The organism is Veillonella intestinalis, assembly GCF_943192895.1.
Classification (GTDB): domain Bacteria; phylum Bacillota; class Negativicutes; order Veillonellales; family Veillonellaceae; genus Veillonella_A; species Veillonella_A intestinalis.
In genome coordinates, this window is sequence record NZ_CALPCB010000013.1 from 1 (window position 1) to 16,026 (window position 16,026).

Genomic DNA, 16,026 nt, shown 5'->3' on the forward strand with positions numbered 1-16,026 from the left:
CAAGTGTAGTGTATATCTAAAATGGCTAACTGATAAGTTAACCAACTTGTGCAAATAATGCAATAGTTGAGAGGTGAATCGATGACAAGAGCTTATAAGGACCCAACTGCTGATGAAGCAGTCGGAAGAATTTGTAAAGAAGAATCCAGGCTAGAATTAGTCATTAGCATAATTAAGCTAGTGTGTAAGCTGGGTGGATTTAAGATTTTACAGAGAGTTAGCCTAGAAGATAAGAAAAGTGGTAGGCGTTATGATTAGGAGATGGTTGATTGACTGCGATGGAATGCTTGGATAAGCTTAGAGAGATGCAAATAGAGCTAAGGAAGTTAGAACGGGATATCAAAGAATTAAGGGCAAAGTTATACTCTTTGAAAGCTATTGATTATGGCAAAGAGCATATCAGTGGCGGAACCCCGAAAGATTTAGGAGACCAGATTGCACACTTTAATGCAAAATTAAAAGTTGTGCAGGATAAGTGGGCGAGGTTTGTGCGATATAGTGACTTTGTTGACTGCATGATAAATCAAATTGAATCTTGTCAGTTAAGAGCGTTATTACACGAGCGATATATAAACGGTGGGAGCTGGGAACAAGTTGCTGAGGTAGTAGGTGTGTCTAGGCAATGGATAGATAGACGGATGTATAGACTAGCAATTAAAGAATTTGAAAAAATTTTTAAAAACAGTTTACAAGAGTTTACAGCAGTTTACAATCAATGTGTTGTATAATGTAAGCTGTAGAAAGAAGCTGAAAGGCTGATGGTTTTACACTAACTCCTCAAAAAATTATACCCACACAAGAAGGCACCTGAAAGGGTGCTTTTCTTGTTACTTTTATTATAAATATATTGCAAATATGTAATAAGTTATTTATAATAAAGTAAAGGTATGTCTAGGAGGAGGTGGCGTGAAATGGCAACAAAAAGCTTTTTAAAGGACGTCACAATGAAGAATAAAAAACAATCATTACGGCTAATACAAGCATTAGAACAAGCACACAATAAAAAGTGCCAAGATGTAGAATTTACTAGAAGCTGTATGACAGCAACTAAGGATGACATTAGAAAGATGTTTTTGAAATAAATGAGTTATGGTTATAAAATTGTTAATTTAGATTTATTTCTTGAAGCGGTAGGTATAGAAAAGGTTAATAAAATATTAAAAACTTTTTCTTGCCCTTTGAATTTAGATATTGAGGAATTTCTGCACTGTAAAGCAATTGAGTTTTCTAAGTTTGGAGTGGCAAAAACTCATTTAGTGTTTGCTTCTTATAAGGATAACTATGAAATTGCAGGATATTTTTCTTTAGCCGGAAGCAAATCTTTTGTTATATCTGCAAAGAGTAAAGCTGTATCAAGGCGAATAAAGGATCGTATAAAAAGGTTTGGAACTTATAATGCTGACTTACGGCAATATCGTATACCAGCGCCATTAATAGGACAAATAGGTAAAAATGCTAATTTCCCTAATTTAATAAGTGGTGATGAGCTTTTGCAGTTGGCTTGCGATAAAATTAAACAAGTTCAATTAGATGTGGGCGGAAAATTTGCGTACTTAGAATGCGAAAATATACCAAGATTAGTAGAGTTTTATCAAAGGAATGGATTTGTATTATTTGGCGAACGAGAATTAGATGCAGATGAGAAAAATTTAAAAACACAAACTTTATTACAGTTATTAAAGTATTTGTAGCACTCACAATAGTGGGTGCTTTTTTAATACATGGAAGAGTACCCAAGTGGATTAAGGGGACTGCCTTGAAAGCAGATAGGCGTTTATGCGTGCGTGGGTTCGAATCCTACCTCTTCCGCCATTATATTACCTAGTAGCACAATGGTAGTGCAATCGGCTGTTAACCGATGGGTTACAGGTTCGAATCCTGTCTAGGCAGCCATATGGACTTTTAGCTTAATGGTAAAGCAACCGCCTCATAAGCGGTAAGATGTAGGTCCAAGTCCTACAAGGTCCACCAGATTGAGAGGAGGTGATGACGTGACACCAAAGCAAGATAAGTTTTGTGTAGAGTATTTGATTGATTTAAATGGAACGCAAGCAGCGATTAGGGCTGGATATAGTCCTAAAACTGCGGATAGAATTGCTAATCAAAACTTGAGAAAACTTGAGATTCAAAATCGCATTAAGGAATTAAGGGAAAAAGAGTTTAAAACATCTATTGCTACTGCTGAAGAAGTGGAGGCTATGCTTACTAAAGCGTTGCGTGGTGAACTTAAAGAAGATGTTGTTGTAGTAGAAAATAGTTTTGGAATTAGTAAAGCGAAAAAAGTGCGAAAACAGATATCGGCTAAAGATAGAATTAAGGCGGCTGAATTAATGGGTAAACGTCATCAGCTCTTTACTGATAAATTGCAAGTCACTGGCGAATTGATGCCGATTTTTATCGGAGAGGATGATATCAGTGATTAGCTATGATACTGCAAAATATCAACCAGTAAGGCTACCTGAAATATTTGGCAAAGGATATGGTCAGTTTATTAGGTTTAGAGGGCGCTATAGAGTAGTAAAAGGTAGTCGCGCTAGCAAAAAGTCGGCAACGGCAGCTTTAGACTTAATCAAGAATATTTTGAAGTATCCGGAAGCAAATGCGTTAGTTGTTAGAAAAGTATTTCGTACTTTGAAAGATAGTTGTTTTGCACAATTAAAATGGGCTGCAAGACGGTTAAAGTGTTACCATTTATTTCGGTTTACTGAAAGTCCATTAGAAATTACTGTTATAGCTACAGGGCAAAAAATATTATTTCGTGGTTTGGATGATCCGTTAAAAGTTACATCTGTAGCTGTAGATTCTGGGTCATTGTGTTGGCTATGGATAGAAGAAGCGTATGAAATTAGCAGTGAAGCAGATTTTGATATGCTCAACGAATCTATTCGAGGTCAACTGCCACATAATTTATGGCACCAAATTACAATTACTTTTAACCCCTGGAACGAAAGACACTGGTTGAAAAAGCGTTTTTTTGATTATAAATCAGAAGATATTTTAGCTATGACGACTAATTATCTTTGCAATGAATTTCTTAGTCCATCAGATTTAAAAGTGTTTGAGGAAATGAAATTGAATAATCCTAAACGATATAAAGTAGCAGGTTTAGGAGATTGGGGGATTGTAGAGGGGTTAGTATACGAGAATTGGGAAGAACGAATTTTTGATGTAGCTGAAATATCTAAACGAAATAATGTACAAAGCTTTTTTGGTTTGGATTTCGGATTTACCAATGACCCTACGGCTTTATTTTGTGGCTTAGTTGATACGGCGGCTAAAGAGATATATGTCTTTGACGAACTGTACAAAAAGGGGCTTACAAATGATGAAATAGCAGAGGATATAACAAGAATGGGATATGCCAAAGAAAAAATACGAGCAGATTCTGCAGAGCCGAAATCTATTGTTCATTTACGGCGTTTAGGTTTGCGTAGAATTAAAGCTGCATTAAAAGGTAAAGATAGTATTAATGCAGGTATACAAGTGATTCAAGATTATAAAATAATAATTCATCCTTGTTGTGTAAATTTTTTAACCGAAATAATGAACTATTCATGGGATGAAGATAAATTTGGTAAGAAGCTAAATAAGCCGATTGATGATTTTAATCATTTAATGGATGCTATGCGATATGCATTGGAGCCGTTAATTAAAATGCGTAAAGGAGGTGTTACAATTGGAACAAGAGACGACTGATAAGTTAGCTGGGGCTAAGAAGTTAATAGAAGCGTTTTTGCCCGGGCATATTGAATTCGCAACTGCTGATGCAGTTGCTCGGAGATATTATGCAAATCAAAATGATATTATGATTCCTAAAGAATCTAAAAAAGATAAAAGTGAGGCTCCTGGATTAAGAAATGCTGACAATCGTATTTCCTCTGCATTTCATAGTTTGCTTGTTGACCAAAAAGCAGGCTATATGTTTACATCGCCTCCGAGCTTTGATGTAGGAACTGATTCACAAAATAAAGTCGTGACTCAAGTTTTAGGTGATACATATGAAAAAAATGCGAAAGAGCTGTGTGTTAACGCCTCAAATGCAGGGATTGCTTGGTTGCATTATTGGACTGATGATACGGAATTTAAATGGGGGGTTGTTCCTTCGGCGCAAATTATACCTATATGGGGAACCACCTTAGAGCATAATTTGCAAGCAGCAGTCCGTTGCTACGAAGAATTAGATGTAAAAACAGGTGAGGCGTATGATGTCTTTGAAATCTGGGATGATAAAATTTGTAGAGCATATCGTAAGCAAAAGTCGTTGAGTATTAATGAAGGTTTAAATCCGTATGACATGTTTTCGATGTTTTATGAACAGAATCAGGGATTAACTAATGAGTTTGTTCATAATTTAGGTGCAGTTCCTTTTATTCCCTTTAAGAATAATAGTAATTGTCATGGAGATTTAAATCGCATTAAACAACTGATAGATGCTTATGACAAGACATATAGTGGTTTTATAAATGACCTTGAGGATATTCAAGAGGTCATTTTTGTTTTAACTAATTATGGTGGACAGGATTTAAATGAGTTTATCCAAGAACTTAAATATTATAAGACAATTCAAGTTGATTCAATTGGGAGCGAAGATAAATCGGGGGTTTCCACACTGACGATTGATATCCCAGTAGAGGCTAGGGAAAAAGCTCTGGATATTACTCGTAAATCAATTTTTACTATGGGGCAAGGAATTGACCCAGAAATGCAGGGATTGGATGGGACGAGTGGCGAGGCAATGAAATTTCTTTATGCATTGCTTGAGTTGAAAGCTGGACTTATGGAAACAGAGTTTAGACTTAGTTTTAATCAGTTTATTCGTGCTATATGTCGATTTAAGGGTATTAAACCTACAAATATTATTCAGACCTGGACGCGCACTATGATTAGGAATGATGCGGAATTAGTAGATATGTGCGCTAAATCAAAAGGGATTATTTCAGATAAAACTATTTTGAAGTCACATCCTTTTGTAGAAGATGTCGAAGCTGAAGAAGAACAATTGCTGAAAGAAAAAGAGGAAAACTTAGATAGTTATGAGTTAGGAGGTGAAGCGGATGGAAATGATTAGAGCATACATTGAGCGCTTTAGCGAAGATGTGCCGATTAAATTGTTGTATGAAGTATATGGTAGTACAAGTGAAATTAAGAATGTATTGCAGTATTGTTTAACAACAGGGAAAACCGTAGTTGAAGTGATGAAAGAAGAAAATGTATATCCTATTATTAATTATGAAAAATCGGATAATGAAACTGATGAAGGCAAAGAATTGAAACAAAAACAAACTAAACGAAGTGTTAAGGCGAAATAAATAGTTTCGTCTTATTTTTATTTCCTCGAGGCAGGTCACCTCGGTAAAAACCGGAAAGGAAAATATAATGGAAGAATTATTAAAGGAATTAGGCATTACAGAAGATAAAGTGGAATCAGCGACGGCTGCTATTAAAGCATATCTTGACGGATCATATGTACCAAAATCCCGCTTTAACGAAGTAAATACAGCTAAAAATTCTCTCGAAGAACAATTAGTTACTCGTGCAAAAGAAATGAAAGCATTACAACAACAAGCAGAGGGTGCTAAGGATGTAGAGGCATTGCAAAAGCAAATTAATGATTTAACCCAGAAGCAAAAGACAGACCAAGAAAATTATAAGTCCCAGCTCGAAAAGTTAAAATTAGACAATGCAATTGCACTGCAATTGACAGGTAAAGCACAGGATATTGATATTGTTAGTGGTTTAATTAATCGAGATAAGCTGATTGTAAATGAAGATGGGAGTATTACCGGATTAACTGAACAAGTAGAGGCTTTGCAAAAAGACAAGGCGTTTTTATTTAAATCTGAATCTAATCCAGTATATACCCCTAAAGGTGGACGTACATCTACAGTTAATCCGTTTGCTGCAGAAACGGAAAATTTAACAGAACAGGGTAAATTATTTAAAGAGAATCCAGCAGAGGCTCGTAGGTTAGCAGCCGCTGCAGGTATTGTATTAGACTAGGAGGTCAACAATGGGAACTACATTAAAAGATGTAATTGTGCCAGAGATTTTTACACCATATACAATTAAAAAGACAATGGAATTAAGTGCGTTAGTACAAAGTGGGATTGTAGAAAATTCCCCTGAATTTGATAAGTTAGCAAGTGAAGCAGCTAGTTTACATAATATGCCGTTTTTTGCTGACTTAACAGGCGATGCATCAGATGTCGTCGAAGGAACTGATTTAGAAGCTAAAAAAATCGAATCTAAAAAAGACCAATCCGCAACGTTTCGTCGAGCCCAGATGTGGTCAGCTACAGATTTAAGTGCTCAACTAGCAGGTGCTGACCCAATGAAAGCGATTGGAACATTAGTTGGTGGGTATTGGGCCCGAGAATTGCAAAAAGATTTGTTAGCAACATTGAAGGGCGTTTTTGGTGCTACTACTATGAAAAATCATGTGCTTGATATTTCGACACTGACTGGGCGTGCAGCTGTATTCAGTGCAAGTAGCTTTATTGATGCTTGTCAGTTGTTAGGAGATAGCAAAGCCAATCTTACAGCTGTTGTAATGCATTCTGCTACACATGCGTTATTGCTAAAAAATAACTTGCTTGAAACTGAACGTGATTCTATGAATGTAGAATTCGATACATATCAAGGGCGTCGAATTATTATTGATGATAATTGTCCTATTGATGGGGATGTTTATATTTCATTCTTATTTGGTTCTGGAGCAGTAGCATTAGGTAATGGTTCTCCTGTAGGATTTGTGCCAACTGAGACAGATCGTGATAAACGTAAAGGGTCTGGTGTAGATTATTTAATCAATCGTCGTACTCAGATTCTACATCCTCGAGGTGTTAAATTCACTGCAGCTAATCGTAATAATATTGAAACTGTTAGCCGGATTGAAATGGCGGATGCAACAAATTGGGAACTTGTGTATGAACCAAAACAAATCCGTATGGTTGCATTTAAACATAAAATTGTGTAATTGAGGTGTTGCATGGAAAAGGATTCATACTGGGAACAGCGTAGCCGGGAGCGAGAAGCTGAATGGACTAACATTAGCAAGGAAACAATTGAGAAAGAGTTAGCTCAACAGTATGCCAATTCCTTGCAACGCATTCAAAATGAAATAAATGCCTTGTACGGACGTTTTTCTCGAGATAACAGTATAAGTATCGCAGAAGCTCAGAATCTTATCCGAGGGGATGAATTTAGGGTATGGAGAATGGATATTGCAGACTATGTTAGGAAAATAAAAGCTAGTGGTGATAAAAAGCTCCTTAGGGAGTTAAATGTATTGGCTATGCGCAGTCGGATTTCTCGATTAGATAAGTTGTATGGTGATACATTAAGAGAATTGGTATCCATGGGAATTATTGTTGAAGATAAGATGACAGAATTTTTAACTAAAGCTTATCAAGATAATTATTATCATACTCGATATGATTTAGGGATTGTAGGTATTGGAATCCCTCGGAATCTAGTGGATTCTACATTAATAGCAAAAGTATTAGCAAATCCTTGGAGCGGAAAAAACTATAGCTCACGGATATGGAAAAATACAGAAAGGCTTGCTAAGGTAATTAAACGTGAGGTGACTAATGGGATACATAGAGGGTTAAGCATTGATAAGATGGCTAAACATGTGCAAGAAACCATGGAATCTGGACGTAAAGAAGCTGTGCGTTTAGTACGTACAGAGATGAATTACGCGAACAATCAAGCTAGTCTTGACAGTATTAAAGATGCAGAAATGCCTTATTACCAATTTATTGCTGTTATTGATGGCCGTACTTCTCATGTGTGCAAATCTCATCATGAAGAAGTTTATAAAGTTGAAGAAGCTGTAGCGGGAGTTAATTTACCCCCTTTGCATGCTAATTGTCGTAGTACAATATCAGGAACCCTTAAGGGGTACGATACTGCTAAAGAAAAAATGGACAATAAAATAACTTTATTTAAAACGATGTCATATGAAGATTATTATAGAGTATACATTAGAAATGACGTAGAATATGGGATGGAACGTAATTATTTGCCACCAACAGTAGAATTTATTGCTAACCTTGCTAAAAAACAGGAACAGCCTTATAATGTAGTTGAAAAGATGGAAGCCAATATTCCAGATATTTTTTATGATGACAATGGGGAGCCTGTATATCCTCCATCGGATGGGGCAATTGGCGCTGTGAGAGCGATTACTTTATTGCCCGGTCAATTAATATTAGATCGTTATGGACATATTGGTGGGCGGTTCTTTTCTGTTAAAGGAACTCCGTTTTCTCAAAGGGCTATGCCTAGAGCTTCGCAAAACACAGAGTATCATACATATAGAATATTAAAACCTTTAGATGTTACTGAAGGGCTAGTCGCCCCTTGGTTTGGTGAAGAAGGCTTAGGGATTCAGTATAAGAGTGAGATTAGAATTAAAGAACTATTGAAACAGGGAATAATCGAGGAGGTGGAATAAATGAATCGAATAGAGTTGAAACAGATTTTACTTGATGCAGGAGTGCCACCTTTGGAGTTTTCTCTTTTTAAGAACGATAGAAGAAAAGTTGATACGGTGGTTTGCTTATGGCCAACTTCTGACAAAAAGTATGAATTTTATATTTATGAACGTGGGAAAAAATATGAAGTTAGGGAATATAGTACTGAAAATGATGGCTGTAAGGCTGTACTGGAAGAATTTTCTTATTCATATCCAGAGTTAATTCAATATATTAAATGAACCGCTTACGAGAAGTAGGCGGTTTTTTAATGCCCGAAAAGAGGTGAAAGCTTGGTTAGTTATATAAGTATTAATGACGCTATTGCTGAAATTGTTGATAGAGTTAAGCTTGTTGAAGAAATTAATGAGCTTAGCTATTTGCAACAGCTACAAATAGAGCAGTTTATATATGATATTGTTGACTATTGCCACCGAGAAGATTTTCCCAGAACCTTAGTGTTAACAGTAGCTAACTTAATAGCTACTTATTATATGGAACAGGAAAATTCAGTTAGAGAAGCTCCTTTAAAAGCATTGGAAGAAAATGATACTAAATTTGAGTTTGCTGTAGCAGAAGTAGATATGACAGATTTATTGAGCAATCAGTTATTGAACAAATTGCGACCTAAATTAAATTTGTATCGAAAGTTGGTGCGTAATGGGAAGTGGTAAATACAGACAGTTATTAGCAAAATATATGAGATATGACCGTGTTACCGTAATTAGGCAAGTAGAAGCTACTGACGAAATTGGTGCTGATGAGTATGCGGAAACAGTGATTTATGCTGATATACCTTGTAAATTAGGTCAAGCAGGAAAGAATGCCATTAATAATTTACAGTCTAATAGTGTGGCACATATTACTGAAGAATTACGGTTGTGTTTGGCACCTGAATATGAGATTTTGGCTAATGATAAATTAATCGTACGACATAAGGGACAAACATTTACATTTTGGGCTTCTAAGGCGTTTAAGTATATGACACATCAAGAAGTAAATGTATTAGTAAAAACGGAGGCTTAAATGGAGATTACCGGATTTAAAGAACTTTATGAGCAATTAGACAAAATTAGAAATTCTCAACGAAAGCTAAATACATTTGTAGCACAGCAAGGTGAAATATTGCGTGGCGAAGCAATTAATAATACACCAAAGGATACTGGCCTCTTACGTCAAAGTTGGCGACGGAGTAGAGCTACACAAAGTAAATGTGAAGTGTACAATAATGTTGAATATGCAGGACATGTAGAATATGGCCATCGCACTCGTAATGGAGGTTTTGTAAAAGGCTCCAAAATGTTACATAAAGCTATGTTAACGCATAAAAAAGAATTTATTGAAAATACAAAAGATATATTAAGGAATATACTCAATGATTAGTTTACGAACTATACAACAACGGATTGTAGCAATATTAAAAGCAAAATATCCTGATTATAAAGTGTATTTTGATAATATTGAAAAATCAATGCAAAGTTATTTTTATATTGAAATGAATGTGGTTTCACATACAGTTGATAGGATATATTTTGACCGTTATTTACAAATTGATATTGCGTTTCGTCCTAAAGAAGATTCCTTGGGACGTGTTAAAAGGGCGGACCTCTATAATATGGCTGATGAGTTAGAAACACTCATACGGCCCATTTTTTATGTTGAAGACAGAGCAATTACTGTATTAAAAGCAGAACAAACTATTGTGGATGAAGTACTGCATTATATTTTTGATTTGGACTTTACAGATGCATTCACTGTAGAGGAGAAATATGAATTAATGCAAAATTTAGATTTAAGTATTAATGATAAAGGAGAAGAACATGGCTAGACCAGATGCAACAACAAATGAAACAAACTATGGATTACCTTGGGTCTTAATTGATTTTAAGACGAAGGCAGCAACTGCTATTGCTCGTAGTGCTCGAGGAATTGTAGCAATGATTTTGCATAATGAAACTGAGGATACACAGAAAATGTATCGAATTGATGATGTGTCAGATATTCCTGAAAAAGGATTATCCGAAAAGAGCATTGAACTAATTAAGCTATGCTTAAAAGGGACTCCTGCACGAATTTTACTATATACTATCCCAGACAGTACAGTTGAAGGCGCAGCTAATTCTATTGCGAGTACACTTAAGAAATTAGGACATGTTAAATGGAATTATTTGTGTGCACCGGATAGCACTTTTCAGGAACATGAAGACATTGCGTCTTGGATTAAGTCAATGTCTGAAAATAAAGATAAAACATATAAAGCAGTTTTAGCTAATAACAAAGGTGACCACGAGTGCATAATTAATTTCACAACTGATGCTATTAATGTACAAACCGACATGGATGAGGACAACAATCCTGTATATACCACATATGATGCAACGACGTATACTGCTCGCATGGCAGGTGTTTTAGCCGGTTTACCATTAGACCGTAGTGCCACTTATTACTCTCTACCTGAAGTTTCTTCAGTAGAGCAATATGAAGACCCTGATGAAGCTGTAAAAAATGGAGAGCTTATTTTAATTGATGAAGAAGACGGGAATGGAGTTAAAATCGCTAGAGGCGTTAATTCATTTACGTCGTTTACAAAAGAAAAAGGTGCCACTTATCGCAAAATCAAAATTGTAGAAGGTGTGCATATGGTTAAGGACGATTTACGTGATACCTTTAAAAGTTATTATGCGGGGGCATACATTAATCATTACCGCAATAAAATGTTGTTCTGTGCTGCCGTCGATGTATATTTTAATAACCTTAAAGGCAATGTATTAGATCCTGATGGTAAAAATAATATCGACATTAATGAAGAATGGCAACGTAATTATGCTAAGCTTCAAGGCGAAGATACATCTAAGATGACTGCAATGGAAATTCGCAAATATAATACTGGCGATACGATAGCATTAACAGGTGATGTTAAGTTTGTAGATGCAATGGAAAATTTACAAATTTCTTTTACTATGTAAGGAAAGGGGAATTAATATATGGCTAGAAATAAGGAAGATATTAAATATCGTGGTCGTCGACGTTGGAATGGCTCTCATGGCCATTTATGGTGGGATGGAGAATTAATTTTTGAAATTTCTAAATATGAATGCAAAGTTACAGCTGAACGAGAAGATGTGATTGTTGGGAACTCTAAGGATAGCAAAGTAACTGTTTTAGCAGGTGAAGGAACATTTACTGTTAAAAGTGTAATCAATAGAAACTTAAATAAATTATTAGAGGCGTGGAAAGATGGTATTGACCCTCGTTCTACATTAGTGTCTGATATTGATGATCCAGATGCGGTTGATGGACAAAATGAACGTGTCTCTATTGATAATGTTTGGTTTAACGAATTGACGTTGATGGCATTTGAAAAAGGTAAAGTGGTCGAAAAAGAATTTACCTTTGGGTTTACGCCAGAAGATGCTGTTTTCTTAGAAACGATTGATTAGGAGGATATAAAATGGCTATTAATATTAAAGAGTTAATTGCAAAAAAAGAAGAGTTAGAAGCTAAAAAATCTATAAAGTATGATTTAGTAACATCTATTGGCACTATTACAGTTGCTAAACCATCAGAATCACTAGTTGCAGAAGCTCTTGATTTATCTGATGGTAGTGATGAATATTTAATTATTAACAGTGTAGTAGAACCTAATTTAAAAGATAAAGAATTGTTAGAAGCTTTTAATTGTGCGTCTCCTTTTGATATTGTGGGCAAATTGTTCGATGGCGGGGAAATCGTTGCTATTTCAAAGGCAATTATGAAGACTGCTGGTTATGGTACGCAAATTGAAGCAAAGGTACATGAAACAGTAAAAAACTAATTGAGGATGACTGGGAGGCAGCTACGGCTGCCTTTTTACTTTTAAAAGGTCATCCTCTTGATTATTTTTTTAGCTTACCTTTATTAGAGAAGATATTTTGCTATGAAGCGATGAAATTGAATGAGGAATTAGAATTAGCCCGACTTAAACTATTAGCGAAAGGAGGTAGTGTAAATTGGCCAATGAAATGAAATTATCTGCGAGTATAGAGTTGAAGGATAATTTATCTGTAACTGCTCAAAAAGCAACTAAAGGATTAAAACAATTAGAAGAAGCGGCTCAACGAGTTAAACTTAGTGGTGTAGAAAGTGCTACCTCTAAAGCTAGTAGCTCAGTGCAAGAATTAGCTGGTAAAACTGATAATTTAAAATCACGGTTAAATGGGTTAAAGAGTGGTGTATATAGTGTTGTAATAGGCGCAAAAGACCAAGCAAGTGGTGTTGTAAAAAAGGTTAAAACACAACTTGAGGGGATTAAAGGTAAAGTTTATACGGCTACTCTTAATGTTCGACAAAATGGGAGTTTAACTAAAATAAAAGAATCTGTTACTGGTCTTGGTACTGGCATGATGATGGGAACTAGTATGGGCATGTTGGGTACAGCTGGTATTGGATTTGGAATATATGATTCTGTTAAGACATTTGCTGATTTTGAGAAAGAATTATCTACGGTTAAGGCTTTAACTGGTGCTACCGATACAGAAATGGCAAAAGTGAAAGCTAAAGCTATGGAATTAGGTGGGTCTACAGTTTTTACCGACACAGAAGTTGCTCAAGGGATGGGTGAATTACTTAAAGCTGGGGTCTCTATGAAGGATGTTATGGGAGATGCTAGTAAGGCAATGTTGGATTTAGCTAGTGCAGGTGATGTAGGTCTGGGCGAATCGGCTGAAATCATGAGCACGACTATGAATGCATTCAAAGAGAATGATCCATCTAAAATTGCTAATCTTATGGCGGGGGCAGCTAATGCTAGTGCCACCGGCGTTAGAGAGTTAGGACAATCTTTTACAATGGTAAGTGCTGTTGCTAGTGGAGTAGGATTATCTTTTGAAGATACGACTACAGCGCTAGCTGCTTTTGCTCAAAATGGATTAAAGGGTTCTGATGCAGGTACGTCATTAAAAACTATGCTTTTAAATTTGAGCCCTACAACTAAACAGGCTACTTTAACGATGGAGCGGTTGGGATTACTCACAGAAGAAGGTAAATCAAAATTTTATACAGCGACTGGACAATTACGGTCAATGAAAGAAATTGCTGGATTACTAAGAACATCCTTACGTGGTTTGACTGATGAACAGCGACAGAATGCTTTAGAAACTATGTTTGGCACTGATGCTATTCGAGCCGGTAACATTCTTTTCCGTGAAGGTGCAGAAGGTATCGAAAATTATAATAAAGCAATGAAAGGCGTAACCGCAGCTGATGTAGCCAAAGAAAAGACTGATAATTTATTAGGTTCTGTCCGGTTGTTAGGTAGTGCTTGGGATAATATGGTTATTACACTGATGACTAAGACAGAAGTGGGAGATGGAATTAAATCATTTGTAGATGAAATTACAAAGTTAATTACCAATTTTACAAAAGCTTCGGAGGAAAGTGGAGTTTTTACTGCTTCAGTGAAAACGCTAGGAGAAGCTCTTGAAGATTTAATAAAGAAAGCTGCTAAATTAGACGGTGGAGGTTCAATTCTTGCTATAGGCGCTTTAGCTGGTATGGGATATGGTGCTTATAAAGGTTACAAAGGCATAAAAGGATTATTCTCGCCAGGTAAAAATAGTCCAAGTGGTTTGCCAGGTATTCCTGACGTTGATACTATGACTGTTAATGCAACAACAGTTATTGTTAATGGTCAAGACTCTAATTTACCAACAGTGCCTAGTAAGGGACCAAGTAATGCTCCTAAAAATGTTCCACAACAAGTAGGGCGCTGGCAACGGTTTATGAATTTTATGGGAACCAATGGTAAATGGTTAAAACGTGGAGGCGCTGCATTAGCCGTCGGTTCAACAGCTTATGATATTGCTACCTCCGATGATAAAGTTGGTGCATCTATAAAAGGTGCTGGTGGTTTGACTGGTATGGTAGCTGGTAGTAAAGCAGGCGCAATGGCTGGTGGCGCTATAGGGTCATTCTTCGGTGGCGTTGGTGCTGCGCCTGGCGCAGCTATCGGAGGTCTTGTAGGAGGCATCGGAGGATATTTAGGTGGAGAGACATTAGCTGAAAGTATATATAGTAATTGGGATAAAGTTACAACCTATGTTTCTGATAAAACTAAGGAAATGAGCGATAAAGCTTTAGCTGATTACCAAGCTTCACAAGAAGGTATGAGCCAAGTTACAGAAGAATCAAACGCTACGGATCAAATTATGGCAGAAGCTAGAGCACAAGCTTGGAATAATACATGGGAATCCATAAAAACAGGTTGGAATGAAGCTTCTAGCTGGTTTGATACTAATGTATGGCAACCTACTGCGAGTGCAGCGGATTCAGCAGGTACTGATATTGCTAATGGTGTTAATAGTGCTCTTAGTACGATAAAAGCAGATTGGGAAGGAATAACTACTTGGTTTGATACTAATGTATGGGGGCCATTAAGTGCTAAGGCGAGCGAAATGTCATCTTCGATTACCTCAACTATTTCTGATTTAGGTTCTAGAAGCGCTGAATTTTTAGGCTTTTCTACCGATACGGCTAAACGTAAAAATGCTACAGGGACCACTTCGTTTGCTGGTGGTTGGACAGAAATTAATGAACGAGGTGGCGAACTTATTGAATTGCCTAGTAAATCTAGAATTTATCCTCATGCTACAACGATGAAGATTCTCGAAAAAGAATTTGGCAATTTAAGTGGGGCTTCAAGTAATATTACAATTAATACTCCTAGCAACAATACTAATTCTAGTGCTTCTACAAGTGTCTCTATATCAGGTAACACGTTTGTTGTAAGAGAAGAAGCCGATATTGATAAAATAGCATATAAATTAGTTAGTTTGTTCGAGCAGAGTAAAGCAAATTATGGAGGTGCTTATTAATGGCTGGACTAGGTTCAATTTTAAATTTGCTATCAATAGCTCTCTTAAAGGCTGCTAGGGAACGAGAAACCATTGTTTTATCTTGCCAGGGTGAACGGTTTGTTATTCCTGTTACTCCCCAAAAAATTAGTGTAACAGATGGACAGAATAATAAAGTGATGAATATAACCCAAATTGGTGAAATTTTAGTTTTTGGTATGCCAAAACTTCAAACCATTTCATTTAGCTCTTTTTTCCCTAATCCTGAAAAAGGTTATCCTTTTGTTGTAGGTGATAATAGGACGCCCGCAGAATGCAGGGCACTGATAAAGAAGTGGAAAGAAATGAGACAGCCAGTTCGTGTTATTATTACAAGTCTTGATATTAATTTGGCTGTAGGGATTGGAGCGTTTGATTGTGAAAGAAATGATGGAACAGGTGATATTTATTATTCAATAACGTTTACTGAACATAAAGATTTGAATACTCCATTGGCTAATAATGTTGCACAAATTACAGAAGCTACAGGATTAAGAGAGCGAGCTGGTAGTGTGGATGCGACTACAGCAACAATGACTAGTAAAGCTGCAGATGTGCTTGATGTAGCAAAAAAAGCGTATGGAGATTATAAGCACTGGAAACGAGTAGTTGAAGGTAATAGTTTAAAAGATTTAGCAATTAATAATGTCACAAAAATTAGAAAGTTAAAGGTGTAA

The 16,026-nt window shown here is 36.2% G+C and carries 20 protein-coding genes and 3 tRNA genes; all 23 read left to right on the forward strand.

The genetic code is table 11. The features are described from left to right. The first annotated feature begins 269 nt into the window (after positions 1–269). The 23 genes from NFR27_RS09745 (at position 270) to NFR27_RS09855 (ending at position 16,026) form a co-directional block, all read left to right on the forward strand. Complete coding sequence (locus NFR27_RS09745; RefSeq protein ID WP_251455234.1) at positions 270–728, forward strand: hypothetical protein; 459 nt, start codon at positions 270–272, stop codon at positions 726–728. A gap of 183 nt (positions 729–911) precedes the next feature. Further along, positions 912–1,082, forward strand: coding sequence for a hypothetical protein (locus tag NFR27_RS09750; protein WP_251455237.1), 171 nt, complete (start codon positions 912–914; stop codon positions 1,080–1,082). Further along, positions 1,083–1,691 (forward strand): N-acetyltransferase, encoded by a 609-nt coding sequence (locus NFR27_RS09755; protein WP_251455240.1) that lies wholly within the window; start codon positions 1,083–1,085, stop codon positions 1,689–1,691. Positions 1,692–1,723: 32 nt separating this feature from the next. Continuing rightward, positions 1,724–1,812, forward strand: a tRNA-Ser gene (locus NFR27_RS09760). A 6-nt stretch (positions 1,813–1,818) separates the two neighbouring features. Further along, positions 1,819–1,893: transfer RNA gene (locus tag NFR27_RS09765), tRNA-Asn, on the forward strand. 3 nt (positions 1,894–1,896) lie between these two features. After that, positions 1,897–1,971: transfer RNA gene (locus NFR27_RS09770), tRNA-Ile, on the forward strand. A 20-nt stretch (positions 1,972–1,991) separates the two neighbouring features. Further along, complete coding sequence (locus NFR27_RS09775) at positions 1,992–2,423, forward strand: terminase small subunit (protein ID WP_251455242.1); 432 nt, start codon at positions 1,992–1,994, stop codon at positions 2,421–2,423. Beyond that, positions 2,407–3,696 carry a PBSX family phage terminase large subunit gene (locus tag NFR27_RS09780; protein WP_420910581.1) on the forward strand — a complete coding sequence of 430 codons (1,290 nt, stop codon included), beginning with the start codon at positions 2,407–2,409 and terminating at the stop codon, positions 3,694–3,696. The genes NFR27_RS09775 and NFR27_RS09780 overlap by 17 nt, the downstream gene beginning before the upstream one ends. Further along, positions 3,677–5,068 (forward strand): phage portal protein, encoded by a 1,392-nt coding sequence (locus tag NFR27_RS09785; protein ID WP_251455248.1) that lies wholly within the window; start codon positions 3,677–3,679, stop codon positions 5,066–5,068. The genes NFR27_RS09780 and NFR27_RS09785 overlap by 20 nt, the downstream gene beginning before the upstream one ends. Beyond that, positions 5,055–5,309, forward strand: coding sequence for a hypothetical protein (locus tag NFR27_RS09790; protein ID WP_251455251.1), 255 nt, complete (start codon positions 5,055–5,057; stop codon positions 5,307–5,309). Before NFR27_RS09785 ends, NFR27_RS09790 begins: the two co-directional genes overlap by 14 nt. A gap of 67 nt (positions 5,310–5,376) precedes the next feature. Beyond that, the gene (locus NFR27_RS09795; RefSeq protein ID WP_251455255.1) at positions 5,377–6,000 is read left to right on the forward strand and encodes a phage scaffolding protein; all 624 of its coding nucleotides are present in this window, start codon (positions 5,377–5,379) and stop codon (positions 5,998–6,000) included. Positions 6,001–6,010: 10 nt separating this feature from the next. Next, positions 6,011–6,976, forward strand: a complete 966-nt coding sequence (locus tag NFR27_RS09800; protein WP_251455258.1) for a major capsid protein — start codon at positions 6,011–6,013, stop codon at positions 6,974–6,976. Positions 6,977–6,988: 12 nt separating this feature from the next. Continuing rightward, a complete protein-coding gene (locus tag NFR27_RS09805) occupies positions 6,989–8,461 on the forward strand; it encodes a minor capsid protein (RefSeq protein WP_251455261.1) in 1,473 nt (490 codons plus the stop codon). Beyond that, the gene (locus NFR27_RS09810; RefSeq protein WP_251455264.1) at positions 8,462–8,722 is read left to right on the forward strand and encodes a hypothetical protein; all 261 of its coding nucleotides are present in this window, start codon (positions 8,462–8,464) and stop codon (positions 8,720–8,722) included. It begins immediately after the preceding gene. A gap of 51 nt (positions 8,723–8,773) precedes the next feature. Then, a complete protein-coding gene (locus NFR27_RS09815; RefSeq protein ID WP_251455266.1) occupies positions 8,774–9,154 on the forward strand; it encodes a hypothetical protein in 381 nt (126 codons plus the stop codon). Beyond that, positions 9,141–9,506, forward strand: coding sequence for a hypothetical protein (locus NFR27_RS09820; RefSeq protein WP_251455267.1), 366 nt, complete (start codon positions 9,141–9,143; stop codon positions 9,504–9,506). Before NFR27_RS09815 ends, NFR27_RS09820 begins: the two co-directional genes overlap by 14 nt. Next, on the forward strand, positions 9,507–9,863 hold the full coding sequence (locus NFR27_RS09825) for an HK97 gp10 family phage protein (RefSeq protein WP_251455269.1): 357 nt from the start codon (positions 9,507–9,509) through the stop codon (positions 9,861–9,863). Next, positions 9,856–10,308 (forward strand): phage tail terminator family protein, encoded by a 453-nt coding sequence (locus NFR27_RS09830; protein ID WP_251455271.1) that lies wholly within the window; start codon positions 9,856–9,858, stop codon positions 10,306–10,308. The genes NFR27_RS09825 and NFR27_RS09830 overlap by 8 nt, the downstream gene beginning before the upstream one ends. After that, the gene (locus tag NFR27_RS09835) at positions 10,301–11,446 is read left to right on the forward strand and encodes a phage tail sheath subtilisin-like domain-containing protein (RefSeq protein WP_251455274.1); all 1,146 of its coding nucleotides are present in this window, start codon (positions 10,301–10,303) and stop codon (positions 11,444–11,446) included. Before NFR27_RS09830 ends, NFR27_RS09835 begins: the two co-directional genes overlap by 8 nt. Before the next feature lie 18 nt (positions 11,447–11,464). Further along, positions 11,465–11,920, forward strand: coding sequence for a phage tail tube protein (locus NFR27_RS09840; protein ID WP_251455277.1), 456 nt, complete (start codon positions 11,465–11,467; stop codon positions 11,918–11,920). Between the two features lie 11 nt (positions 11,921–11,931). Next, positions 11,932–12,294, forward strand: a complete 363-nt coding sequence (locus NFR27_RS09845; protein ID WP_251455280.1) for a phage tail assembly chaperone — start codon at positions 11,932–11,934, stop codon at positions 12,292–12,294. A 187-nt stretch (positions 12,295–12,481) separates the two neighbouring features. Beyond that, positions 12,482–15,331, forward strand: coding sequence for a phage tail tape measure protein (locus tag NFR27_RS10115; RefSeq protein WP_277612553.1), 2,850 nt, complete (start codon positions 12,482–12,484; stop codon positions 15,329–15,331). After that, on the forward strand, positions 15,331–16,026 hold the full coding sequence (locus NFR27_RS09855; protein ID WP_251455282.1) for a hypothetical protein: 696 nt from the start codon (positions 15,331–15,333) through the stop codon (positions 16,024–16,026). Before NFR27_RS10115 ends, NFR27_RS09855 begins: the two co-directional genes overlap by 1 nt.

Coding starts and splice junctions, on each gene's coding strand:
- NFR27_RS09750 (WP_251455237.1), top strand. CDS start 912: ATGGCAACAAAAAGCTTTTTAAAGGACGTCACAATGAAGAATAAAAAA.
- NFR27_RS09810 (WP_251455264.1), top strand. CDS start 8,462: ATGAATCGAATAGAGTTGAAACAGATTTTACTTGATGCAGGAGTGCCA.
- NFR27_RS09825 (WP_251455269.1), top strand. CDS start 9,507: ATGGAGATTACCGGATTTAAAGAACTTTATGAGCAATTAGACAAAATT.
- NFR27_RS09790 (WP_251455251.1), top strand. CDS start 5,055: ATGGAAATGATTAGAGCATACATTGAGCGCTTTAGCGAAGATGTGCCG.
- NFR27_RS10115 (WP_277612553.1), top strand. CDS start 12,482: ATGAAATTATCTGCGAGTATAGAGTTGAAGGATAATTTATCTGTAACT.
- NFR27_RS09835 (WP_251455274.1), top strand. CDS start 10,301: ATGGCTAGACCAGATGCAACAACAAATGAAACAAACTATGGATTACCT.
- NFR27_RS09855 (WP_251455282.1), top strand. CDS start 15,331: ATGGCTGGACTAGGTTCAATTTTAAATTTGCTATCAATAGCTCTCTTA.
- NFR27_RS09795 (WP_251455255.1), top strand. CDS start 5,377: ATGGAAGAATTATTAAAGGAATTAGGCATTACAGAAGATAAAGTGGAA.
- NFR27_RS09755 (WP_251455240.1), top strand. CDS start 1,083: ATGAGTTATGGTTATAAAATTGTTAATTTAGATTTATTTCTTGAAGCG.
- NFR27_RS09805 (WP_251455261.1), top strand. CDS start 6,989: ATGGAAAAGGATTCATACTGGGAACAGCGTAGCCGGGAGCGAGAAGCT.
- NFR27_RS09840 (WP_251455277.1), top strand. CDS start 11,465: ATGGCTAGAAATAAGGAAGATATTAAATATCGTGGTCGTCGACGTTGG.
- NFR27_RS09830 (WP_251455271.1), top strand. CDS start 9,856: ATGATTAGTTTACGAACTATACAACAACGGATTGTAGCAATATTAAAA.
- NFR27_RS09800 (WP_251455258.1), top strand. CDS start 6,011: ATGGGAACTACATTAAAAGATGTAATTGTGCCAGAGATTTTTACACCA.
- NFR27_RS09780 (WP_420910581.1), top strand. CDS start 2,407: ATGATATCAGTGATTAGCTATGATACTGCAAAATATCAACCAGTAAGG.
- NFR27_RS09845 (WP_251455280.1), top strand. CDS start 11,932: ATGGCTATTAATATTAAAGAGTTAATTGCAAAAAAAGAAGAGTTAGAA.
- NFR27_RS09820 (WP_251455267.1), top strand. CDS start 9,141: ATGGGAAGTGGTAAATACAGACAGTTATTAGCAAAATATATGAGATAT.